Genomic DNA, 20,362 nt, shown 5'->3' with positions numbered 1-20,362 from the left:
GGTGGGAGAATGCTCAAGCGTATCAATGAACCAGCTGGAGGGGAGGGTAAGACCCCAATAGGAGACATAAAAAAGGAGGGGGGTCTCAAAGCCGACGCCTGCATAGGCTGCGCGCTCTGCGCCCAGGTGTGTCCACACAACACGATATTCGTTATAGACGATGGTAAAAAGGTCATCTCCTTCCATCCTGAGCTCTGCAGGGAGTGTAACTACGAGTGCAACGACATATGCCCGACGAAGGCTATCCAAGGTCATCCTGACAGGCTTGACCTCGAGTTCGAGTACGCCCACTGCCAGGTCTGTGGTAGGAAGCTGGACTACACCGTTAAAACCGCGGAGTTCCTCTACCACAAGCTCGAAAAGTTCTACGATCATCCTGAGGTCGTCTTCATGTGTGACAGATGCAAGCACGATCGCGTCAAGGAGTTCCCGAGCGAGTACCTGAGATTCTTTGGAGGGGGGCTTAAATGAGGGGCATAAAGTTCTCCTTTCTCTGCAAGGAGAAACCACAACCAACTGGAAAAAGAGTGGCAATAATCGGCGCCGGACCTGCTGGACTCACGGCTGCCGGCTACCTCGTCTGCAAGGGACACGACGTTGACATCTACGACAAAATGCCCGAGCCCGGCGGCTTGATGCTCTTCGTCATCCCGGAGTTCAGGATTCCAGTCGAGAGGGTTCGCCTCGGCGCGAAGAAACTTGAGGAGGAGTTTGAGGTAACCTACTACCCGAGGACGAAGGTCATGGAGGATGAGCGGTAGGACGAGGGCGACGAGTTCTACGAGAGGGTCGTTAGGCTCAGCGAGCTCAGGGAGAACTACGACGCGGTTCTAATAGCCACCGGAATCTGGAACGTGAGGAGGATTGGAATTCCTGGGGACGACCTAGAGGGCATACTCTCACCGCTGGAGCTCCTCTTCTGAATAAAAGGTTACGAACTCGGCTACGTTCCGAAGGATAAGGTTCCCAAGCTGGAGGGCAAGAAGGTCGGGATAATAGGGGCGGGCCTCACGGCCGTTGACGTTGCCTTTGAGTGCAACCGCCTCGGTGCGGAGGTTGAGATATTCTACCGCAGGACGATAAGGGAAGCCCCCGCCGGAGCCTACGAGATAAACATCCTGCGGAACAGGGGGGTCAAGTGGTTCGAGCTCGTCACTCCAAAGCGCGTGATAGGTGAGAACGGCCGCGTTAGGGCCATAGAACTCCTTAGAACCCGTCTTGGAGAGCCCGACGAAACCGGAAGGAGGAGGCCTATACCCATTGAAGGCTCGGAGTTCCAGGTTGAGCTCGACTACCTGGTCTTCGCCATAGGCATGGTCTCCACCCCGCCGGTTAACGGCTCCTACATCGCGACGGACAGGAGGGGCAGGATCGTAGTTGATTCCAGGCACATGACCAGCGTCGAGGGAATTTTCGCCGCCGGGGATGTCGTCAACGGCCCGACGAAGGTCGGCAAGGCGATAAAGGACGGCCTCTATGCGGCAGTCTCAATCGACGGGTGGCTCAGGGGGGAGCCCTGATGGAGAGGAAGTACCTCTACCTCGACTACCTCACGTGCATCGGCTGCGAGACCTGTGAGACCGTCTGCAACTTTATCCATGATGGGAGCCCGCACATAAGAATTTACGTGACGGAGAACAAGCAGTACCTCCCGATAAACTGCAAGCACTGCGACGACGCTCCATGCGTGAGGGTCTGCCCAACCGATGCCATCTACCGGGACGAGGATGGAGCCGTGAGGATAGCCGAGAACAGGTGCATCGGCTGTCTCGCCTGTCTCCAGGTGTGTCCCTACGGCGTTCCCTTCTACAGCCTTAAGGTCAGGGCAATAACCAAATGCGACATGTGTGCGGACAGACGTGAGGTGGGTCTCGAACCGGCCTGCGCCCTCATGTGCCCGGCGGAGGCCATCCAGTACGGCCCGCTGGAGATGGTCCTTGAACTCGTCAACGAGAGGCGCGCCAGGAACATACCCGAGCACAGGAGGGAGCTGAGTGAGGAAGAGCTCAGGAAGAGCGTGAGTTCCGGCTACGTTCTTCTCTGATACCTTTTTGGAGGTTTCACCGTGAGGATCGACGAGATAATCGGAGATGCGCGCAGGATAGTCCTCTGTGGCGTGGGCAACGAGAAACGCGGTGATTATGGATTTGGGGCCTATCTGGCGGAGGCCCTTTCTCTGGCGGTGGAGAATCCCACCTTCCTTACGATCAACTGCCACGACGTTCCCGAGAGCCAGGCGGGGGCTATAATACGCTTTCGCCCGGAGCTGGTGATAGTTGCGATCCCCCTTGAATTTGGGGGTGAGCCCGGTAAAGTGGTCGTCGCCGACCCCTGGGAGGCTATTGGAGATGTCCCCGAAGACTTCCGCTTCCAGCTCAGGGTGACCCTTGGCCACCTGACCGAGTTGCTCCCGGAGACCCGGTTCCTGCTCCTTGGCTGTCAGCCCGGGGACTGGAAAGATGTGAGCGAGGAGATTAAAAACTGCGTCAGAGCGCTTGTGCTGGCTTTCAAGGATGCTATCAGATAGCAGAAGTCAGTCCAAGTGTAAACGCGTTGCCCCGATTTACACAAGCATCTCCAAAATGATCCTTTTTCTCTCGAAAACTCACCCTTTAGAGCGGGGAAGAAGTCAGCGCTCTGACTTTGGACGGATTTGTCCGGAAACATTTAAAATTCATATTGAATAGCCTCCATGGAAATGATTTGTCCATAAAAACCCCGTTTCATAGGCAATCGCGGAGAACAAGTCCCGATGAGGCTCTTGTAAATCGGCTCCTCTTTCGGTTTACCGCTGGCCGTTGGTGCTGTAGTCTCCATATCACCACGTCATCCATGGAGAACATTTTAAAAAACCTTCACCTAACCTCTCCGGTGATGCCATGGAGAGACTGAAATGCCGCTCACGCCTACGGTGGGACGGAAACGTTGGGAGCTTCGTTAAGATGAGGGATTTCGGCATCAGGATAGATACTGAAACAGACGGTCACAACGAGGGGCCCAACCCAACGGAGGTTCTTCTCTCAGCTATCGGGGGCTACCTGATGGTGAACTGGGGACGGTTAGTAAGAAAAATGCGACTGAACGTGGAGGGAATTGAGATAGAGGTGACAGGTTGGAGAGGCCCTGATGAGCCCGCATTGAAGGAGATAACCTACCACGTAAGGGTGAAAACCATAGAGAGCGAGAAGAAAATGATGCGCGCGAAAACTCTAGCAGAAAAGTATGGAACAGTCTTCAACACCGTTGGAACGTGGAAGATAAAGGGAAGCGTGGAGATAGCCCGTGATTAGGAAAACCTAAAATTTTTTAAAGTCCCTAAAAAATCTGGGAACTGAGGTGGGGTATGTGGAGAGGATCAAGAGCTTCAACCCCGCGGCCTTTGCCAGCGTCATGGGGACCGGAGCAGTGGCGATTGCATCCTATGAGTACTCATCGTACTGGACACCCCTCAAAGAAATTGGAATAGTGTTGACTTACATTAACGTTGCTCTCTACACCGGTCTGCTTATTCCGTGGCTCCTCCGCTGGGTTCTCTACAGAAAGGAGGCACTTGAAGACTTAAGGCATCCCTCAAAGGGCCATTTTTACGGAACAAGTGGAGCGGCGACGATAGTCCTAGTTGCCCAGTTCTTGATGATTCTGCACAGCAGAACCATTGCATGGTACCTCTGGCTCTGGGGGCTCGTTCTGACCTTCATATTCGCTTTCTGGATGTCCTACGAGGTTTTCATTGCAGGGGAGGTTGACCTGAGGCACCTCTCACCGGCCTGGTACATCCCGCCCGTTGCTCTCGTGATAATACCCTTCGGAGCGATCTTCATGAGGACGACCACGGGCTACGTAAAGGAGTTCGTTACCGTAGTCAACTACATGGGCTGGGGAGCGGGCTTTTTCCTCTACCTGGTCCTCTACGCGGTTGTGACGCTCCGCTTCATCAGGCACGAGCTCATGCCAGCGGGGATGGCACCTTTGATATGGATGAACCTTGGGCCTATCGGGGCGAGCATAACGGCACTCTTTGCCCTCGTGAACAATTCAAGCATTGCTGTGTCAAAGGATCCACTCTTCATATTCGCCTTCTTCCTCTGGGGCCTCGGCTTCTGGTGGCTGGTCATGGCCATAGCTTTAACGCTCCACTACATAAGGAACCTCAACCTGCCGTACAGCACATCGTGGTGGGCGTTTATATTCCCCCTTGGAGCCTTCGTGAACGCCACACGTGATATAGGGAACGTCTTCAGCCTGGAACTTATGAAGTTGCTGGGTTACTCCCTGCTCTGGCTCCTCTTCGCCCTGTGGCTTGTTACGTTCCTAAAACCACTAAAGTCGACCTTCCCCTCGCCCTGAAGGGCAGGACTTTCAAAAGGGACTCCAAAAAGGAAATGCAACGATAACGCGACGTTCAGTACAGAAGAGAAAAAGGGCCAAAAGCCCTCAGAGAAGCATCCTGGCGTCGACGGCAACGGCCGAGTCCTCGTAGGCGAAGATCGGGTTGATATCAAGCTCCTTGATCTCCGGAAGCTCAAGGGCAAGCTCGCCGATCTTGGTGACCATTTCAGCAAGGGCCCCTATGTCAACGGGCTTCTCACCGCGGGCTCCCGCCAAAATCGGGTAGGCCTTGATCTCCTTTATCATGTCGAGGGCTTCCTCTTTCGTTATCGGAGCAACCCTAAAGGAGACGTCCTTGAGGATCTCGACGAAGATTCCACCGAGACCGAACATTATGGCCGGACCGAACTGCGGGTCGCGTATCATACCGACTATAACCTCCTTGCCGAGCGGGAGCATCTTGTAGACGATGACGCCCCAGAGGTCAGCGTCCGGCTTGTAGTTCCTGGCGTTCTCCATGATGGTCTTGAATGCCTGTCTGGCTTCATCATCGCTCTTGATGTTGACCTTAACACCGCCGGCGTCGCTCTTGTGGATGATCTGCGGAGAAACGATCTTCATAACGACCGGGTAGCCGATCTCCCTGGCGAACTGAACGGCCTCCTCCTCGTTGGTGGCGACCTTGAAGTCCGGAACGGGGACGCCGTAGAGCTTGAGTATCTCCTTTGCCTCAGGCTCGACGAGCGGCCTGTTTTCGGCCTTGGCCTTCTCGATTATCTCCCTAGCCTTTTCAATCCTGTCCATCACAATCACCTCATCAGCTTGACAGTGCTGAGTCTCCACGTGGAGTTAAAAGGGTTTCCATTTGCAAAGCCTCACTCCAAAGTAGATCGAAGTGATGTTGGGGGTATATATAGAATGATGTACCAATGAGATTAGGTGATAACCGTGAGATGGAAGGTCATTATCGGTCTGCTGGGAGTTCTGGTGCTTTTATTCGCGGTCTTCCCCTTTCAGAGGGAAAAGGCCATGGCCGGCAACGGCACCGTTGTACTGTACAACTCGGTCAAAATAGGTGTTGTCGAGAAAATCCTGGAGCTTAACCTAAAGGAAGGCATCAACGAGGTGCCACTGAGCGAGCTCGCCGGCCTCAACATCGCAGAGGTCACCATAAGGCCCTTAGACGGTGGCTCCCACGTTCTCGGTGTGTTCAGCAGGGGCGGGAACGGTAGCGTCTACGGTGCGGGCATCGGAAGCGATATCGAGATAAAGCTCAAAACCGGGGACACAATAAGCGGCAGGTTCCTGGGGATGAAGGATGGAAAACTGGCGGTTCGGGGGGAGGAGTACTACCTGGTAAACCCGGACGAGGTGGCCTACCTCAAGGTGAAGGAGCTGGACGGAAAGACCGACGCCTACGCGGTCATATCCGCTGACAAAGCAGGAAAATACCGCTTCGATGTTATCTACCGTGTGAACGGAATGGGCTGGAGCTCACGCTACAAACTCTACATAGGAAACCAGGCCAACCTCTACGGTTACGTGGTTCTGAACAACCCCACCATAAAGGAGTTCAAGGACACGAAGGTCCTCCTCGTTGCCGGAGACGTGAGTTTGATCCAGGGAGGGACATCAAGCCCATACGTCCTCTACGCGAAGGCCGCAGGCGGAACGACGGAGATAGTGCAGCCGAGCGAACCGCAGAAGGTGGAGGCTTTCTACCTCTACAGGCTCGGAACCGTTGATCTTGAGCCCACCAGCATGATGATGTACCCCTACATAACCCTCAAGGCCCCCTTTAAACGCGAGTACCTCTACGAGAGCTGGCCCAACAGCGGGGAGGGGCCGGTTTACGAGTCAATTTCCTTCAAAACTGACAAAGTTCTGCCGGCTGGCGTTGTTGAGGTTTACAGGGAAACCCAGGACGGTGCACTCCTCCTGGGGGAGAGGATGATGGAGCACACTCCCAAGGGGGAAACCGTCAGAGTAGGAATAGGACGAGACTACAACCTTAAAGGAACCACTAAAATACTGCAGGAGGAGCGTGGAAGCAGCTACGCCTACTACAAAGTTCAGATAACGATTGAGAACTTCGGAAACGAGACAAAGACCGTAGTGGTCAGGTACCACAAATGGGGCAGGATAAAGAGCAGCTCTCTGGAGCCCATAGACGAGACCGCCAACTACGTCGAGTTCAAACTGACCGTCGGACCCGGAGAAAAGAAGGAAGTGATGTTCGACTACGAGAACCGCTGGTGATCACGATTTTCTCAGGGTCACCTCAAACCTCCTCTCCCCTTTTGAGACGTCAAGCACGAGGCTCTTGTCGTAGTCCACAAACTTGGTACCTATGACGGAGTAACCCTCATCCTGGAGGAACTCGGCGATCTTAAGGCCCAGTTCATCAAAGAACTCCGCGGCCATGGCGGCCATGCTGGGCTCAACGATCCCCAGCTCATCGTGATACTTCCTCGCCAGCTCGAACACGTCCATCCCCATCACCGCTGAATTTAGGGGCCAAAACGATAAAACGCTTTCGCCCGAAATCCTTAAAACCCTCCGCAGGCTACCGGCACCAGTGGTGGACGTGGACGAGAAGACCCTGAAAAAAGGGGAGAAGTACTACAAAGCCGGGAAAGTACTCTGGGTCGTTAAATACGGGGACAGGCTCTTCTCCAAAGTACTCGGAACGTACCCTTATTACGTCGAGATCAACACCTCCAACGGGGAAAACCACTGCACCTGTCCGCTGGGGGGAGACTGCAAGCACGTTGCGGCGGTTATGAAGGCCCACGAAAACGGCTTCTACTTCGAGACCTTCGATGAGCACGCCGAGCTCTTTCCCGAGGCCGTCGCAATGGAGTTCCTTGCAGAGGTCCCTGAGCTCGCCCTCGACGTCACCATAAAGGAGCTCCGGTTTGCACTGAACACCGACGAGAGCGGGAGCGAAGTCGCCCGGCTGTTCCGGAGGGCCGTTCTCCTTCTTAAAACCCTCGACCGCCCGGAGGTTCTGCACATCCTAGAAGAGACTCTGGAGGAGTACCGGCACGTGTTCAAAGACTACCGCCTGACCGAGAGGCTTGAAAAGGAGTTTATGAAACTCAGGAGCGGTTGAGAGGCAGTACACAACCCTCATTAAAAATCCTTATAAATCTTTAGAACACCAAACAGGAACTTAGAAGGTGAGAAAATGAAGGCCATTTACCGCGGTATGTGCCCGAACTGCGGCGATAGAATCTCCGACGAGAGGCTCCGTGAGAAGAACCCCTGCGAGAGATGCCTTGATGAACCCGTTTCTTCAAAGAATTACTTTGATCTCGTAAAGGCCGTAAGGGATGCCCTCCAGCTCAGGGGAGAGCTAAAGGAGTGGGAGGAGATACACCGGCTGGAATCACAAACGCGTGGGATAGAGGCGTTCTTTGAGAGTGCCACAGGTTTCAGATTCTGGAGCGCCCAGAGAACCTGGGTGAAGCGTCTCCTGAGGGGGACGAGCTTTTCGATAATAGCCCCAACCGGGATGGGTAAGAGCACGTTCGGGGCGTTTATGGCCGTCTGGCACGCTAAAAACGGGAGAAAGAGCTACATCGTGGTGCCGACGACCCCCCTGGTGATCCAGACCGTCAAGAAGGTCATGGCGATAGCGGAACGGGCGGGCGTTGACCTCAGGCTGGCGTACTACCACGGCAACCTCCGCAAAAAGGAAAAGGAGGAAATGCTGGACCGGATACGCAGAGAGGAGTACGACATCCTGATAACGAGCGCCCAATGGATGGCCAGAAAGTTCGAGGACGAGCTAAAGGGCCGGCACTTCGACTTCGTCTTCGTCGACGACGTTGACGCGTTTCTCAAGGCCAGCAAGAACATAGACCGCTCCCTCTATCTCCTGGGGTTCAACGAGGAGATGATAGGAAAGGCATGGGAGATAATCCGACTCAAGAAAAACATGGCACGTTACCTGAACGGCCGCGCCGAGGACCGAGAGGAGAGACTGAAAGAAATAAACGAGGGGATAAGGGCACTGCAGAAGGAGATAGAGGAGTTCAAATACAAAAACGACATAGGCATCATGATAATCGCCTCAGCCACGGGCTCAGCCCGGGGCGACAGGATAAAACTCTACCGCGAGCTGCTCGGCTTCGAGGTTGGAAGCGGACGCTCCGCCCTAAGAAACGTCGTCGACAGCTACCTGAAGCCCCAAAAGGACGTAAAAGACCACGTGGAGGAGCTCCTCAGAAAACTCGGTAAAGGGGGGATCGTGTTCACGCCCATAGACCAGGGGCTGGGCTACGCGGAGGAGCTCGTTAACTACCTCCGGGAAAAAGGCCTTAAAGTGGAGCTCGTCTCATCAAAGAACAAACGATCGATAGAGAAGTTTGAGAACGGCGAGGCCGACTACCTAGTTGGCTCCGCCACATACTACGGCTCCCTGGTCCGTGGCCTAGACCTCCCACACTTAATCCGCTACTCCGTGTTCACAGGCGTCCCAAAGTTCCGCTTCTCCATAAACCTCGAGAGGCCGACGATATACCGCGCCCTCGGTCTCATGAGCGAGGTGATGGACTTTCTGGGCGACGAGGATAGAAAAACCGCTGAAAAGTTCCATGCAAGGCTCAGGAGGCTCATAAGAAACATCCCCCAGTTTGAACTTCTCAAGATTGAGGAGGCCCTAGCCGAGGGACTGCCGATAGAGAACGAATTCCACAACCACGTCCTCGGCGTTTTCCGCGAGCTGGTTGAATTTCTGAGAAAAGTTCTCAAGGACAAGGAGGTTCTCAAAAAGCTCGCCGAGGACCCCTTCGTCAGTCTCAGAGAGGAAGAAGGAAAATGGTACATCGAAATACCGGACGTCAGGACGTACATCCAGGCCACAGGAAGGACGAGCAGGCTCTTCGCGGGTGGAATCACCAAGGGACTGAGCGTCCTCATAGTTGACAACGAGAAGGTCTTCAACGGCCTCGTCAGGCAGATGCGCTGGCGCTTTACGGAGTTCAAAATGGCGTCCTTTGAAGAGCTCAACCTCGACGAGATCCTGAAGCAGATAGACGAGGACAGGGAAAAGGTCCGGCTCGTGATGGAGGGCAAGATAAGCGCCAGGGTCAAGGATCTTGTGAAGTCATCCCTCATGATAGTTGAGAGCCCCAACAAAGCCCGAACCATAGCGAGTTTCTTTGGACAGCCCAGCAAGAGGCGCATCGGGGACTTAGTGGCCTACGAAGTGAGCATAGGCAATAGAATGCTGACGATCCTGGCGAGCGGCGGCCACATGTTCGACCTAGTTACGAACGACGGCTATCACGGAGTGTTAATTGAAAACAAAAGTGATGACATCCGTTTTATTCCTCTCTACGACACCATCAAACGCTGCCGTGACTGCGGGCACCAGTTCATCGACTGGGAGAAGAAGGGGACCTGCCCACGCTGCGGCTCGACCAACGTCCACGACGCGCTCCAGAACGTCAAGGCGATGCGCGAGATAGCCCAAGAAGTAGACGAGATACTCATAGCTACGGACCCTGATACAGAGGGCGAAAAGATAGCCTGGGACATCCGGAACGTGCTCAGCCCGTACACACCAAACATCAAACGCATCGAGTTCCACGAGGTAACTCGCCCGGCCATATTGAGAGCCCTGGAAGAAGCCAGGGACGTCAACGAAGGCAGGGTAAACGCCCAGATAGTCAGACGGGTGGAGGACAGATGGATAGGCTTCGAACTGAGCCAAGAACTACAGAGGGTCTTCGAGAACTACAACCTCTCCGCCGGCAGGGTACAGACACCGGTCCTTGGGTGGATAATTGAACGCTACAGAGAGTTCACCGAGAGCGAGACGTATTTCCTCGGCCTTGAACTCGACAACGGGCTTCGAATAACTGTGGAACTAGGGAAGGACGGGAAAAAAGTCGAGCCGCCTGAGGAGGTAACGGTCGAGAGCGTTCGCCTAGAGGAGAGGGACATAACCCCAGCCCCCCCCTACACGACGGACACCATGCTGAAGGACGCCTCCACATTCCTAAAGCTCTCAGCACACGAAACCATGCGGCTTGCCCAGGACCTCTTCGAAGCGGGCCTAACGACCTACCACCGCACCGACTCCACACACGTCAGCAATACAGGAATCGAAATAGCAAAGGAGTACATAACCCAAGGGATAGGTGAAGAGTACTTCAAACCAAGACCCTGGGGCGAAGAAGGGGCCCACGAGTGCATAAGACCAACCCGCCCGATAGACACCGGAAGACTCATGCAGCTCATAAGGGACAACATAGTGCAGCTCCCCAAGAACCTAACCCGGAACCACTACAGGCTCTACGACATGATATTCCGCAAGTTCATGGCCAGCCAGATGCCTGCTGCAAAGATCCTCCATGAGAAGGCAACGATCAACACAGGTGTTGGAAAGGTCGAGATCGAAGGGTACACGGAGCTACTCAACAGCGGCTGGTCCCGGATAAGAAAACTGCCCCTCAGAGAGTTACCAAAACTCGAAGCCGGCCAGAGGTTCAAGGTCGTTGAAAGCAAGAGGTGGAAGGCCCCCAAAGTACAGCTCTACAGCCAGGGCGACATAATAGCCATGATGAAGAACAGGAAGATCGGCAGACCCTCCACGTACGCCAAGATCGTTAAAACCCTGCTGCAACGCTACTACGTTATAGAAACCCGCGGAAGAAAGAAGCTCCTGCCAACGGAACAGGGAATGAAAGTGTACCACTACCTAATGCAGAAATACCGGGATCTGGTAAACGAGGAAAAGACGAGGGAGCTTGAAGAGCTCATGGACCTCATAGAAGAGGAACAGGAAGATTACCAGAAGGTACTTCAGAGGTTGTACTCCGAACTGAAAGAGTATACTAACTCAAATATGTAACATTACGTTAAATTATCATTATTTTTATTCTAGTTCATGTGTTTATTGGGTCCGCGGTAGGTTTGATATTCTGGAACACCAAAACTTTTAAAACCCCCAGGTAGTAAGAGCAGTGCATGGAGATGCAATATTCCTAACATCCGCTGAAGTCACACTCTTTGGCGATGGTGTGTTTAGGTAAAACTGAAGATTGATAGGAAAAAACTTATATCCTATAAATCCCATAACATGGATTAGAAAACATGGTGGTGGTAAAAATGGTGAAGGACAGAATGGTGGAGCTCCTTCAGGAGCACTTTGAGTTGAACCTCTACGAGGCAAGAGCGTACGTGGCACTGGTCGGCTTTGGCGTTTTAACTCCCGCCGAGCTGGCAAGCGTTTCCGAAGTTCCAGCACCGAGGACCTACGACGTCCTCAGGAGCCTTGAGAAGAAAGGATTCGCCATAAGCCAGCCCGGAAAGGTCAACAAGTACAGACCGGTCCACCCAGAGAACATCCTCGACAAGTTCATACAGGACTGGCAGGAGCGCATCGCCGACGAACTCGAAGCCAAGAAAAAGGCGAAAGAAGAGCTCCTCGAACTCATGAACCCCCTGATAGAGACCGAGATACCAAAGTACGGCGTCGAGCGCGTCTGGATAGTCAAGGGCATAAGAAACGCCACACTCAAGACCAAGGAAATGTTCGAAGACGTTAAAGAGCAGGTTCTCCTAGCCGACGACGGCTACATAGCAGTCAACCTCGAAAGCGACCTAATAAAAGCCGTTGACAGGGGCGCCAAGGCCAAAGTCCTGGTTACCGAACCCATACTCCAGAGACTGAAGACCTCCAAGATACTTGACTACTACAAGAAGGGCAAACTCGAGCTCAAGGTCATCGACAAACTCGATCTCCCAATGCTCATCTGCGATGAAGAAGTGTTCTTCGCCCTTGAGGACATGGCGGCAAGGTACTTCAACTACGAGACCCAGATATGGATTAAGGACTTCCGCATCAAGACCCTGTTTGAGGGCAAGTTCAACGAGTACTGGGAAAAGGCCAAGAAGGCCTGAACCCTTTTGTCCTCCTTTGTTCTTTTAACACCTTTAGAGCCCTCAATAGGTTCTACCCTCAGACACCTCAAACGAGGACTCAACCGGCAAAATTTAAAAAAGATCAGCCAACGTACTTGAACTCTTTTTCGGTCTCGTCCTCCTCACGGAGCTTCCAGAAGAGCTTTCCAGCCTTCTGATAGCTCTCCACCTTACCCTGCTCCGCGAACCGAAGCAAATACCGCCGCACTTCCATCCCCGGGATTCCGGTCTCCTCACTGACTTCTTCGATAGTCTTCGGACCGCTCTCAAGAACCTTCAACACCTTGACGTTCTTCATTCCTCTCCCTCCAAACTGCGGTATTTCTTAATCAATTCCATTATCTCCCCCATCACACTTAAGTGTTTCCTGAGCGAGTCAATCTCCTCGGGCATCGAATTGGCCAGCTCGACAAGCTTCTCCATAAGACGCTCCTCCACGTCCCGGGTTCCACCCTCCCTCTCCCTACCCCGATGCTCGCACACCGGACAGAACACACGGCCGTCCTTTTCAAACAGAGGAGAACCGCACCGGGGACAGTGTCTGTCCAGCATCCTCGCCCCGGATAACATGAGGGGCATTATGACATTTCTGATCTCCTCCTCAGTCGGCCCCTTCATACGCATCACCCCATCAAAAGCTGGAACACTTCAACGAAAGCCTTCTTACCAAGGCGGGAACGCTCTATCCTATCGGAGACCTCCGCTATGTCAAATGCAGTTATCTTGAAACTCCTTTTTATCTCCTCAAGAACCTCAAGGAGCTCATCGAGGGTCAATTCACCGTGCTGAAAGCGCGCTATCCTATACTCCGGAAGGAGAACGTCGAGGTCCACGGTCAGGTATATCTCCTCCCCCAGGTACTTACGAGCCTCATCTATCACCTCCAGGAGATCGTTGGTCTGGAGGTTCTGATAGGCCCTCCACTTCCCCCGAACCTTCCGGCTCCTCAAAAGGGCAGGGAATATCTTGACCCGCCGCGTCCAGAGCTGGGTTCGCTCCGTACTGGGTATCATAAGGACCGGAGCCATAACAACGGCCCTCTTTACAAACCTGTTCTCAAGCGCGTACGCCAGCCATGAGCCGTGATCCAGAAAGTCATGCATCAGATCGGTGTGTGCATCAACGCTCATAAGGGAAGCAGGTCGCAACTTCTCAGCTATACCATACGTCGCCAGGTGCTCACCCACGATATACGCGGTATCCTGTGGCACCCTATCCGACAGGAGCTCAACCCTACTTGATTCAACGATAACATAATCATCCAAAAGTTTATTCTTCTGAAGGAGTTTGAGGACGTAGAGAACACCCTCACGGTTTGGCCTCTCACCGAACGGGATAAAAGTCACCATAACGCATCCCCCCACGGAGTCGGGACATTCCCTTTTAAATCTTGGCGAAGTTTATTGACATTTAAATGTAAACTCCAGACACCAAAGTTTAAAAAGTAACCTGATAAGCCTAAATCGAAAAACCCTCGGAGGCGAGGAGATGATACTTCAGGTTGCTCTTGACTTAACGGACATTGACCAGGCTCTTTCTATAGCTGAAAAAGCAGCCCACGGCGGCGCTCACTGGCTGGAAGTCGGCACACCACTCATAAAAAAAGAAGGAATGCGTGCGGTTGAGCTTATGAAACGCCGCTTCCCCGACAGAAAAATAGTGGCAGACCTCAAAACCATGGACACGGGCGCCCTTGAGGTTGAGATGGCCGCAAGGCACGGGGCAGACGTTGTATCCATCCTCGGAGTTGCGGACGACAAAACCATCCAGGACGCCATCGAAGTGGCCAGAAGATATGGAATCAGAATAATGGTCGACCTCATAGGGGTCAAGGACAAGGTCAAACGGGCTAAAGAACTTGAGAGGATGGGTGTCCACTACATCCTCGTCCACACAGGCATAGACGAACAGGTTCAGGGGAAGACCCCCCTTGAAGACCTGGAAAACGTTGTTAAAACCGTCCGCGTCCCGGTAGCAGTCGCGGGCGGGTTGAACCTGGAGACGATCCCCAAAGTAATCGAGCTGGGCGCCACAGTGATAATCGTTGGAGGAGCAATAACCAAGGCCAAAGACCCGGGCGAAATAACGAGAAAGATAATAGACCTGTTCTGGGGCGAGTACATGATGACCATACGCAAGGCAATGCACGACATCGCCGATCATGTAAAAGGCGTGGCCGACAGCCTGAAGATTGAGCAGGCAAGAGGATTCGTGGACGCAATGATAGGAGCCAACAAGATCTTCGTGTACGGCGCCGGGAGAAGCGGTCTGGTTGGTAAAGCCTTCGCAATGAGGCTTATGCACCTTGACTTCAACGTCTATGTCGTTGGCGAGACGATAACGCCGGCCTTCGAGCAGGGTGACCTGCTTATAGCGATAAGCGGTTCTGGAGAAACAACCAGCATAGTCGACGCCGCGAAGATAGCCAAGAAGGAAAGCGGAAAGGTTGTTGCCATAACCTCCTACGCCAACTCGACCCTTGGGAAGCTTGCCGATGTGGTCGTTGAGATACCGGGAAGGGCCAAGACAGACATACCCACAGACTACATAGCCCGGCAGATGCTCACCAAGTACAAGTGGATTGCCCCGATGGGAACCCTCTTCGAGGACTCCACGATGATCTTCCTCGATGGAATAATAGCGCTCCTCATGGCGACGTTCCAGAAGACCGAAAAGGATATGAAGAAGAAGCACGCGACCCTTGAATGATAACTATGCCCTCCTTTACCCATCTTTTCGTTGGAATCGGCAATGCAGGGGCGAGAATAGTAGACAGGATAAGCGTAGATGGCGTCGTTAAGGTCACAATAAACCCCGGGCGCTACCTATTAAGACCCCTAGAATATGGCGGGAGGATTAGGGAGTTCTTCTCGAGAATTCCCGAGGACACGTTTCTCTGGCTCGTCTTCGAGGACAGAGAGATAAACCTTGAACTTGTGAACTTAATCATCGAGAACAGTCCATCCGATGCCATAAGGCTCGCCTACGTCTTGACGCCGAGGCGGGAGCTAATCCACGAAAAGCCCCCTTGGGCGGATAGCTTTGAGACGGTTTTCTATGACTCCCTCTGGGACTTCCTGAGCGAGGACGTCCCCTTGGGAGTGGCCTTTGAGAGGGCCTCTGTCTCAATATCCGAGCTCTTCTCAAGGCTTTACTACTACTTGGAAAACCAGATGCTCATCAACATAGACTACGCCGATCTGTTCAACATGATTAACGGAGGAAACGTTGGAATAATGCGCCTTCTGGACAGGGTTGACTTCAGCTGGCACTGGGGAATATGGGAGAGGGGCCTCATTGGAATCCTCGTCGGCAACGACTTCCCGCTGAAGGGTGCGCACGAGATACTCTCCCGCTTCCAGGAGCTCTTGGCGGAGAAGGATATAATCTGGGGAATTGTAACGGACGAGAACGTCCGCGGGGTTGAAATCTTGGCTCTCCTCGTGAAGGGGTGGGACGATGAGGGCGGTTCTCTTTGACATTGATGGAACCATTCTCACGGAAATGCCACTCATCCAGCTCTTCCTCCCCCGGGTTTACGACGAACTATCCAAACGGCTCGGCATCACCAGGGAAGAGGCCAGAAACCGCTTTCTCGACGAGATAATCGGCAGGAAAGACACCTACGACTGGCACGACTGGAACTTCTTCTTCCAAATGTTCAACATAAGCCTGTGCTACGAGGAACTTCTCAAAAGCTATCCCCACAAGCTCCAAGTTTACCCGGACGTCCTTCCCACCCTCGAGTGGCTGAAGAAGAAGGACTATTCCCTCGGCGTAGTTACGAGCGGGCCTTCCTACCAGAGGCTTAAGCTCGAGCTGACGGGCCTTTCCAAGTACTTTGACGTAATCTTAACACGGGAAGACGTCAAAGCGATTAAGCCTGAGCCAAAGATTTTTCTCCACGCCCTCGAAAAGCTCGGCGTCAAGCCGGGTGAGGCCCTCTATGTCGGCGACTCCCTGAGTCAGGACGTTTACGGTGCGAAGCACCTGGGCATGACGGCTGTCTGGATTAACAGGAGCGGTGAAAACGGCTACCACATGGCTGATTACGAGATTAGAACCCTTCACGAGCTTAGGAAAATACTGGAGGTGATGGAATGAAGGAAATTTTCAACGGGGAGGGTGTTTTCGTTAGGTACACGGAGAAGGAAGTTGAGATAAGGCCAGGCGATAAGCTCGTTCACAGGGCAGAGGAGCCGACAGAGCTCTGGTGGAAACTCAAGGAGGCAATTAAAGGCAGGAAGGTTAGAATCATCGTTTACGAGGTGGAAAGATGATAGCCCACCTCATCAACACGGACGTGGGGAAGAGGGGCGTGCTTGAACTCTACCTCGAGTACAGGAAAAGAAACTTTAATTTTTTACATAATTCTACAAAACTGTTTTTGGACAATTATGGAAAAGTGCTAATCGTCACTGGCTTCCCTATTCCTCCCGTGAACGTTCCTGAGACGGACGGCCCTCCGGGAGCTTTGGCAATCTACCGCACTGTTACCTCGCTCGGCGGAGAAGCCTACATCCTGACACAGAAGGAAGTCGTTAAAGCGATGATGCCCTTTCAGAGGGCTCTCTCCTTGAGGTTCGTCAAAGAGCCTGACGTCTCTTCCTACGACCTGGTTATCTTCATTGAAACGCCCGGAAGAGCCGTGGATGGCAACCACTACTCCATGTCAGGACTCCAGGTAAGGGGCGAGACCTTTGACTGGGTGGCGGAGAAGGCCGGGGAGCACGGGGTTCCCACGATTGGAATCGGTGACGGGGGCAATGAAATTGGAATGGGGAAAATCAGGGATTTAGTCATCAGGCACGTTCCCCTGGGAGAAAAGATAGCGAGCGTTGTTGAGACAGATGAATTAATCCTGTCGGCTGTTTCAAACTGGGGTGCCTATGGTCTGATTGCGGAAGCTTCGATTGAACTCGGCCGGAACTTGCTCTATGGCTGGGAGGAGGCCTTTGTGGTTAGACTGCTCGTCGAGAACGGTCTCATAGATGGTGTGAGGGGTAAAAGGGAGGTGAGTGTGGACGGGATTTCAATCGACGTTCACAGAAAAATAATTGAAACCCTGGAGTTACTTGTGGTGGAGACCTTAAATTCCAAGCTCCTTTCTGCTCCTCATGATTAGCTCTTGGATCTCATCCGCTGTTAGTGTCTTCCCTCCCCTCGCCAGCATCAGAACTTCGCTTGATATCTTGAGAAGCGTGTAAACTTTCTCCCCTGCGATAATCGTGTAGTTCCCCGAGGGTTCAAGCTCCGAAAGAATTTTCACGACTTCGGGAACCTTCGCGGAGAGTTCTTCGTAGGATAAAAACGTGCCGGTGATTGGGAGCCCCTCGACCGTTGCGTAGAGGAACTCTTCAAAGCCAAATCTGCTCCTGAGCTCGTCCTCGAAGCTCTGGATTTCAGCTTCTGTTTTTGAGCGAAGCAGGTTCCTTATTTTTTCAATCACACCCATGCCCGTTCATCTCCTTAATCCTTGCCGAGAGCCGTTTGCACAGATTCTCAAGTGCATCCACACCTTCCCTCTCAAACCACCTTATAAACTCTTCCCTAGTGAGGTGGGTTGGACAGTTAAACCTCTTTCTGGGGTTGAAGATACTCTTCACCTGCTTCCGCGTTATCCAGACGTAGTCAATGTTTCTCTCCTCCAGCAGATTTATTAGAGCGTTCTTTCCCCGCGTTGGGACGAGTGGAGGACTTCTCTGGAGTACAAAGAGAACACCGGGTTGTGCGTGCTTTTCAACCCTAGCAACTATATTTCTCAGTTTTGCGTCGAAGCCGTGTTCAAGAACCCTCCCCGAAATCAGGTTCTCCACAACGAAAAACTTTACTGCCCCGTCCTTCAGCTTAATTCTTCCGATGAAAACCCCTATCAAATTCTCATAATCCCTTTTGGTTCCGAAAAGTGATTTTGCCAGCCTGTTCATCTCCCAGCGCCTCACGGTTTTCCATACAGCGTAGTAGGAAACGTTGATTCCCCTGGCCCTTAGGTTCTCTGTAATTTCGGAGATGCACTTTCCATTCTCCCTGAGGTTAATTATCCTCATCTCAACTTCTCTATCCAGTGTTTTCTCGTGTCGGCCGGGCTTATGTATGTGGGGATTTTTGAGCACCTGATAGACCCTTCTCTCGCTTATCCCAAACCTCTCAGCTATTTCCCTGACTGTAGAACCCTTGTTGCGGAGTGCAAGTATCTCCTCAACATGCTTTTCGTTGAGCCTCACCGGGTTTCACCCTGTTCTGGGTTTCAGGTTTGTTCAGAAAGTTCGGGACGTTACTGAATACTAATATAGTTCAAAAACCTAAAAAACTTTACTTAAAATTTCCTGCATTTCTCCACAGATTTGGGTGTGAATTCCGTAGATTTGGGCATGAAATAGTTTTCGGAAAATATGCAGAAAAATGTTAATAAACCACCTTTTGGTAGATTATCCTGAAAACCCCCTGAAAGGGGATGCACCATGACGGGGGCGAAGGTCGTGGAAAGGATGAACGAGAGGTCTGAAGAAATGGCAACCAAAATAAACAACCTCATATTGTTTGGAATATACAAAGTTCTTGGAGCTGGGGCGAGGGGATTGGGCAACTCAATAGGCGAGGAACTCCTCCACGCAATGATGGAAGAATACGAGCTGAGCTTTGAGGGCAGTGATGACCCGCAGGAGTTGCTCAACAGGTTCACCGAGGTCATGATAAACACCCTTGGCTTTGCCGAGAGAGGGGAAATAATCAAGGATGGCAACAAGGTGACGCTAAAGCTTGACAATCCGATGGATCTCTACGCCCTTCAGTTGCTTGAAAAGAAGGGCATGAAACCCGTGCTGTATCCCATAGCGAATGCCATAGCCGTGGCCATTAAAAAGTTCAGCGGAAAGAACGTTTTAATAAAGGAAATCAGAGTGTCAGACAAGCATGTTGAGGTTGATATGCTGATATTGGGGTGATGGAAGATGTTTGAGAACGTTATAGCCGACCTCCTTAGAGTTGATGGGGTTAAGGGAGTTGCCATAGTGAGCAAGGATGGTCTCCTCATAGAAGGGCAAGCCAGTGACAGGACAATAGATGTTGAAAACGTTGCCGCTATGGTCGCTACAATCTACGGTACATCGCTCAACGTTTCAAAGGAAGTTTTCCACGAAGAGGCCGTTGACATGGTAACTCTTGAGTCTCCGAAGGGCAAGATAATAACCGTTGAAGCCGGTGAAAACGCAGTCCTTACTGTTTTAACTGATCCAAAGGTTAACCTGGGTCTGGTCAGGATATACCTGAAGAGGAACGCACAGAAAGTTGCTTCAATGCTCTGAGAGGTGTTCGAGTAAGTGACTAACAAAGTTTTAAATCCCTACTTTTATTTTCCCTACGGGTGATACATATGCTTCTAGGGAAATTCGTTGAGCTTGTGATTAATATTGATAATCCAAAAGAGCTTTTGAATAAAATTAAAGAGGGATACCTCAAGGCGTCTTGGAGAGAGAAAGATGACCTGATTACAGGATACGTTCTGGTTTCCAATGGGAAAATTGTAGGTGCAATTGTGGAAAACCTCATGACAGGTGAAACATTGAAAGGAAATGATGCTCTTGGTAATATTATCCAAGTTACTAAAACTGGGAAAATAAAGGTCGTTGAACTTTATGAGGCCAGCACTCAGGAAATACTCTCTGAGATGCCGGAGGCCAAAGTAGACACTCTTAGTATTGAGCATAAGGGGGAGAGTATCCTGGATGACCTTCCTTCCCTCATAATCTCTCACAAAGGAGAAGTTTTTATTCACGATGGAGGAACTTCGTGGCGCCTTTACTTAGAACAGGGAGTTGTTAAAGCTGCTGAATCATTGGGTGAAAAAAGACTATTCGGAGACGATGCCCTTAGATCCCTCCTCCACGAAATGGGCCACATAATTAAAGAGGGTCATTATGAGATCGGGGATCAATGGGAGTTTACCAGTAAGGAGAAAGTTAAGGGGGGTAACCTGTTCTCTGAAGGAGTTGAACTTCTCCATGAAAAACAGAAACTTGAAAAAGAACTCAATAAAAAGAGGTACACCTCAACAAAACTTTAAATTCCATTGTCTTTTTTCCTCCTCTTGGTGAGG

The 20,362-nt window shown here is 52.0% G+C and carries 24 protein-coding genes and 1 pseudogene; 18 read left to right on the top strand and 7 right to left on the bottom strand.

Annotated elements, in window-relative coordinates:
• The 6 genes and pseudogenes from MVK60_RS10480 to tdt all read left to right on the top strand — a co-directional run.
• On the top strand, positions 1–471 hold a 471-nt coding region (locus MVK60_RS10480; RefSeq protein WP_367270891.1), incomplete at its 5' end, for a ferredoxin family protein.
• Positions 468–1,520: pseudogene (locus tag MVK60_RS10475) on the top strand (FAD-dependent oxidoreductase). The gene MVK60_RS10480 and the pseudogene MVK60_RS10475, both read left to right, overlap by 4 nt.
• Positions 1,520–2,044: a 4Fe-4S dicluster domain-containing protein gene (locus tag MVK60_RS10470; RefSeq protein ID WP_297439120.1), complete on the top strand. Its 525-nt coding sequence runs from the start codon at positions 1,520–1,522 to the stop codon at positions 2,042–2,044. The pseudogene MVK60_RS10475 and the gene MVK60_RS10470 overlap by 1 nt, the downstream one beginning before the upstream one ends.
• Before the next feature lie 21 nt (positions 2,045–2,065).
• Positions 2,066–2,527 carry a hydrogenase maturation protease gene (locus MVK60_RS10465; protein WP_297439118.1) on the top strand — a complete coding sequence of 154 codons (462 nt, stop codon included), beginning with the start codon at positions 2,066–2,068 and terminating at the stop codon, positions 2,525–2,527.
• 352 nt (positions 2,528–2,879) lie between these two features.
• Positions 2,880–3,290, top strand: coding sequence for an OsmC family protein (locus MVK60_RS10460; protein WP_297439116.1), 411 nt, complete (start codon positions 2,880–2,882; stop codon positions 3,288–3,290).
• A gap of 46 nt (positions 3,291–3,336) precedes the next feature.
• The gene (tdt, locus tag MVK60_RS10455; protein ID WP_297439115.1) at positions 3,337–4,347 is read left to right on the top strand and encodes a tellurite-resistance/dicarboxylate transporter; all 1,011 of its coding nucleotides are present in this window, start codon (positions 3,337–3,339) and stop codon (positions 4,345–4,347) included.
• A gap of 87 nt (positions 4,348–4,434) precedes the next feature.
• Here the strand turns inward: tdt and MVK60_RS10450 are convergent, their stop codons facing one another.
• Positions 4,435–5,133: an acetate--CoA ligase family protein gene (locus MVK60_RS10450; protein WP_297439113.1), complete on the bottom strand. Its 699-nt coding sequence runs from the start codon at positions 5,131–5,133 to the stop codon at positions 4,435–4,437.
• Between the two features lie 144 nt (positions 5,134–5,277).
• On the opposite strand from MVK60_RS10450, the gene MVK60_RS10445 reads away from it, so the two are divergent.
• On the top strand, positions 5,278–6,588 hold the full coding sequence (locus MVK60_RS10445) for a DUF4139 domain-containing protein (protein ID WP_297439111.1): 1,311 nt from the start codon (positions 5,278–5,280) through the stop codon (positions 6,586–6,588).
• Here the strand turns inward: MVK60_RS10445 and MVK60_RS10440 are convergent, their stop codons facing one another.
• Positions 6,589–6,822, bottom strand: coding sequence for a hypothetical protein (locus MVK60_RS10440; protein ID WP_297439161.1), 234 nt, complete (start codon positions 6,820–6,822; stop codon positions 6,589–6,591). It lies immediately after the preceding gene.
• Between the two features lie 94 nt (positions 6,823–6,916).
• Between MVK60_RS10440 and MVK60_RS10435 the strand changes: the two genes are divergently transcribed.
• From MVK60_RS10435 to trmBL2, 3 genes are all read left to right on the top strand, one after another.
• The gene (locus MVK60_RS10435) at positions 6,917–7,444 is read left to right on the top strand and encodes an SWIM zinc finger family protein (RefSeq protein WP_297439159.1); all 528 of its coding nucleotides are present in this window, start codon (positions 6,917–6,919) and stop codon (positions 7,442–7,444) included.
• A gap of 75 nt (positions 7,445–7,519) precedes the next feature.
• Positions 7,520–11,194 carry a reverse gyrase gene (rgy, locus tag MVK60_RS10430; protein WP_297439110.1) on the top strand — a complete coding sequence of 1,225 codons (3,675 nt, stop codon included), beginning with the start codon at positions 7,520–7,522 and terminating at the stop codon, positions 11,192–11,194.
• Between the two features lie 257 nt (positions 11,195–11,451).
• Complete coding sequence (gene trmBL2 / locus MVK60_RS10425) at positions 11,452–12,246, top strand: HTH-type transcriptional regulator TrmBL2 (protein WP_297439108.1); 795 nt, start codon at positions 11,452–11,454, stop codon at positions 12,244–12,246.
• Positions 12,247–12,349: 103 nt separating this feature from the next.
• Here the strand turns inward: trmBL2 and MVK60_RS10420 are convergent, their stop codons facing one another.
• Genes MVK60_RS10420 through MVK60_RS10410 form a run of 3 tightly spaced genes read right to left on the bottom strand, consistent with a single transcriptional unit; the run spans position 12,350 to position 13,616 of the window.
• Positions 12,350–12,565: an ArsR family transcriptional regulator gene (locus MVK60_RS10420; RefSeq protein ID WP_297439106.1), complete on the bottom strand. Its 216-nt coding sequence runs from the start codon at positions 12,563–12,565 to the stop codon at positions 12,350–12,352.
• The gene (locus MVK60_RS10415) at positions 12,562–12,885 is read right to left on the bottom strand and encodes an Sjogren's syndrome/scleroderma autoantigen 1 family protein (RefSeq protein WP_297439105.1); all 324 of its coding nucleotides are present in this window, start codon (positions 12,883–12,885) and stop codon (positions 12,562–12,564) included. The genes MVK60_RS10420 and MVK60_RS10415 overlap by 4 nt, the downstream gene beginning before the upstream one ends.
• A gap of 5 nt (positions 12,886–12,890) precedes the next feature.
• Positions 12,891–13,616: an arginase family protein gene (locus MVK60_RS10410; protein WP_297439103.1), complete on the bottom strand. Its 726-nt coding sequence runs from the start codon at positions 13,614–13,616 to the stop codon at positions 12,891–12,893.
• Positions 13,617–13,755: 139 nt separating this feature from the next.
• On the opposite strand from MVK60_RS10410, the gene hxlAB reads away from it, so the two are divergent.
• The 5 genes from hxlAB to MVK60_RS10385 are packed head-to-tail and all read left to right on the top strand — an operon-like array spanning position 13,756 to position 17,392.
• Positions 13,756–14,976, top strand: coding sequence for a bifunctional 3-hexulose-6-phosphate synthase/6-phospho-3-hexuloisomerase (hxlAB, locus tag MVK60_RS10405; RefSeq protein ID WP_297439101.1), 1,221 nt, complete (start codon positions 13,756–13,758; stop codon positions 14,974–14,976).
• A 5-nt stretch (positions 14,977–14,981) separates the two neighbouring features.
• Complete coding sequence (locus MVK60_RS10400; RefSeq protein ID WP_297439156.1) at positions 14,982–15,746, top strand: hypothetical protein; 765 nt, start codon at positions 14,982–14,984, stop codon at positions 15,744–15,746.
• Positions 15,727–16,371, top strand: a complete 645-nt coding sequence (locus MVK60_RS10395; protein WP_297439099.1) for an HAD family hydrolase — start codon at positions 15,727–15,729, stop codon at positions 16,369–16,371. Before MVK60_RS10400 ends, MVK60_RS10395 begins: the two co-directional genes overlap by 20 nt.
• Positions 16,368–16,547: a hypothetical protein gene (locus tag MVK60_RS10390; RefSeq protein ID WP_297439097.1), complete on the top strand. Its 180-nt coding sequence runs from the start codon at positions 16,368–16,370 to the stop codon at positions 16,545–16,547. Before MVK60_RS10395 ends, MVK60_RS10390 begins: the two co-directional genes overlap by 4 nt.
• On the top strand, positions 16,544–17,392 hold the full coding sequence (locus MVK60_RS10385) for a glutamate cyclase domain-containing protein (RefSeq protein WP_297439095.1): 849 nt from the start codon (positions 16,544–16,546) through the stop codon (positions 17,390–17,392). The genes MVK60_RS10390 and MVK60_RS10385 overlap by 4 nt, the downstream gene beginning before the upstream one ends.
• Here the strand turns inward: MVK60_RS10385 and MVK60_RS10380 are convergent.
• Together MVK60_RS10380 and MVK60_RS10375 are read right to left on the bottom strand one after the other, a co-directional pair.
• Positions 17,357–17,722 carry a hypothetical protein gene (locus MVK60_RS10380; protein WP_297439093.1) on the bottom strand — a complete coding sequence of 122 codons (366 nt, stop codon included), beginning with the start codon at positions 17,720–17,722 and terminating at the stop codon, positions 17,357–17,359. The two genes, MVK60_RS10385 and MVK60_RS10380, sit on opposite strands and share 36 nt — an antisense overlap.
• The gene (locus MVK60_RS10375; protein WP_297439091.1) at positions 17,709–18,491 is read right to left on the bottom strand and encodes a helix-turn-helix domain-containing protein; all 783 of its coding nucleotides are present in this window, start codon (positions 18,489–18,491) and stop codon (positions 17,709–17,711) included. Before MVK60_RS10375 ends, MVK60_RS10380 begins: the two co-directional genes overlap by 14 nt.
• A 237-nt stretch (positions 18,492–18,728) precedes the next feature.
• On the opposite strand from MVK60_RS10375, the gene MVK60_RS10370 reads away from it, so the two are divergent.
• The 3 genes from MVK60_RS10370 (at position 18,729) to MVK60_RS10360 (ending at position 20,329) form a co-directional block, all read left to right on the top strand.
• Positions 18,729–19,211 (top strand): hypothetical protein, encoded by a 483-nt coding sequence (locus MVK60_RS10370; RefSeq protein WP_297439089.1) that lies wholly within the window; start codon positions 18,729–18,731, stop codon positions 19,209–19,211.
• Between the two features lie 6 nt (positions 19,212–19,217).
• Positions 19,218–19,571, top strand: coding sequence for a roadblock/LC7 domain-containing protein (locus tag MVK60_RS10365; protein WP_297439087.1), 354 nt, complete (start codon positions 19,218–19,220; stop codon positions 19,569–19,571).
• 68 nt (positions 19,572–19,639) lie between these two features.
• On the top strand, positions 19,640–20,329 hold the full coding sequence (locus MVK60_RS10360; protein ID WP_297439154.1) for a DUF2226 domain-containing protein: 690 nt from the start codon (positions 19,640–19,642) through the stop codon (positions 20,327–20,329).
• The last annotated feature ends 33 nt before the right edge of the window (positions 20,330–20,362 follow it).

Source organism: Thermococcus sp. (assembly GCF_026988555.1).
GTDB lineage: Archaea > Methanobacteriota_B > Thermococci > Thermococcales > Thermococcaceae > Thermococcus.
This window is presented reverse-complemented; position numbering and strand designations above follow the sequence as displayed.

Bases quoted from the DNA above. Each gene is read 5' to 3' on its own strand.
- MVK60_RS10470 (WP_297439120.1), top strand. From the start codon at position 1,520: ATGGAGAGGAAGTACCTCTACCTCGACTACCTCACGTGCATCGGCTGC.
- MVK60_RS10460 (WP_297439116.1), top strand. From the start codon at position 2,880: ATGGAGAGACTGAAATGCCGCTCACGCCTACGGTGGGACGGAAACGTT.
- MVK60_RS10450 (WP_297439113.1), bottom strand. From the start codon at position 5,133: ATGGACAGGATTGAAAAGGCTAGGGAGATAATCGAGAAGGCCAAGGCC.
- MVK60_RS10440 (WP_297439161.1), bottom strand. From the start codon at position 6,822: ATGGACGTGTTCGAGCTGGCGAGGAAGTATCACGATGAGCTGGGGATC.
- rgy (WP_297439110.1), top strand. From the start codon at position 7,520: ATGAAGGCCATTTACCGCGGTATGTGCCCGAACTGCGGCGATAGAATC.
- trmBL2 (WP_297439108.1), top strand. From the start codon at position 11,452: ATGGTGAAGGACAGAATGGTGGAGCTCCTTCAGGAGCACTTTGAGTTG.
- MVK60_RS10420 (WP_297439106.1), bottom strand. From the start codon at position 12,565: ATGAAGAACGTCAAGGTGTTGAAGGTTCTTGAGAGCGGTCCGAAGACT.
- MVK60_RS10415 (WP_297439105.1), bottom strand. From the start codon at position 12,885: ATGAAGGGGCCGACTGAGGAGGAGATCAGAAATGTCATAATGCCCCTC.
- MVK60_RS10410 (WP_297439103.1), bottom strand. From the start codon at position 13,616: ATGGTGACTTTTATCCCGTTCGGTGAGAGGCCAAACCGTGAGGGTGTT.
- hxlAB (WP_297439101.1), top strand. From the start codon at position 13,756: ATGATACTTCAGGTTGCTCTTGACTTAACGGACATTGACCAGGCTCTT.
- MVK60_RS10400 (WP_297439156.1), top strand. From the start codon at position 14,982: ATGCCCTCCTTTACCCATCTTTTCGTTGGAATCGGCAATGCAGGGGCG.
- MVK60_RS10395 (WP_297439099.1), top strand. From the start codon at position 15,727: ATGAGGGCGGTTCTCTTTGACATTGATGGAACCATTCTCACGGAAATG.
- MVK60_RS10390 (WP_297439097.1), top strand. From the start codon at position 16,368: ATGAAGGAAATTTTCAACGGGGAGGGTGTTTTCGTTAGGTACACGGAG.
- MVK60_RS10385 (WP_297439095.1), top strand. From the start codon at position 16,544: ATGATAGCCCACCTCATCAACACGGACGTGGGGAAGAGGGGCGTGCTT.
- MVK60_RS10380 (WP_297439093.1), bottom strand. From the start codon at position 17,722: ATGGGTGTGATTGAAAAAATAAGGAACCTGCTTCGCTCAAAAACAGAA.
- MVK60_RS10370 (WP_297439089.1), top strand. From the start codon at position 18,729: ATGACGGGGGCGAAGGTCGTGGAAAGGATGAACGAGAGGTCTGAAGAA.
- MVK60_RS10365 (WP_297439087.1), top strand. From the start codon at position 19,218: ATGTTTGAGAACGTTATAGCCGACCTCCTTAGAGTTGATGGGGTTAAG.
- MVK60_RS10360 (WP_297439154.1), top strand. From the start codon at position 19,640: ATGCTTCTAGGGAAATTCGTTGAGCTTGTGATTAATATTGATAATCCA.